Origin of the sequence: Streptomyces sp. NRRL F-5630 (assembly GCF_000719475.1) — a bacterium.
GTDB lineage: Bacteria > Actinomycetota > Actinomycetes > Streptomycetales > Streptomycetaceae > Streptomyces.
Genome location: NZ_JOGO01000229.1, coordinates 1 through 208 on the forward strand (window position 1 = coordinate 1; position 208 = coordinate 208).

1 pseudogene is annotated in these 208 nt (G+C 72.1%); it reads right to left on the bottom strand.

What is annotated here, in order from left to right:
• Positions 1–208, bottom strand: a pseudogene (locus IF99_RS31530) (ATP-binding protein); the annotation flags it as partial.

The following is a 208-nucleotide window of genomic DNA, read 5'->3' on the forward strand; positions in this document are numbered from 1 at the left end:
TTCACGCATGGCCAGGCGGCGAAGCACCTCCAGCAGGACCACTGACTGGGACTCGTCGTGCACGCGGATCAGCGACGCGATCACCTGCGCCTGGAGGGCGCTCAGCGCGTTGTCGATCTCGGCGTTCGCAGCGGGCGACCGCGGCGTCTGCGGGACGGGCACCGGTGGGCGCTCCCCGCGGCACAGCTCGTCCGCCGACCACTGCACC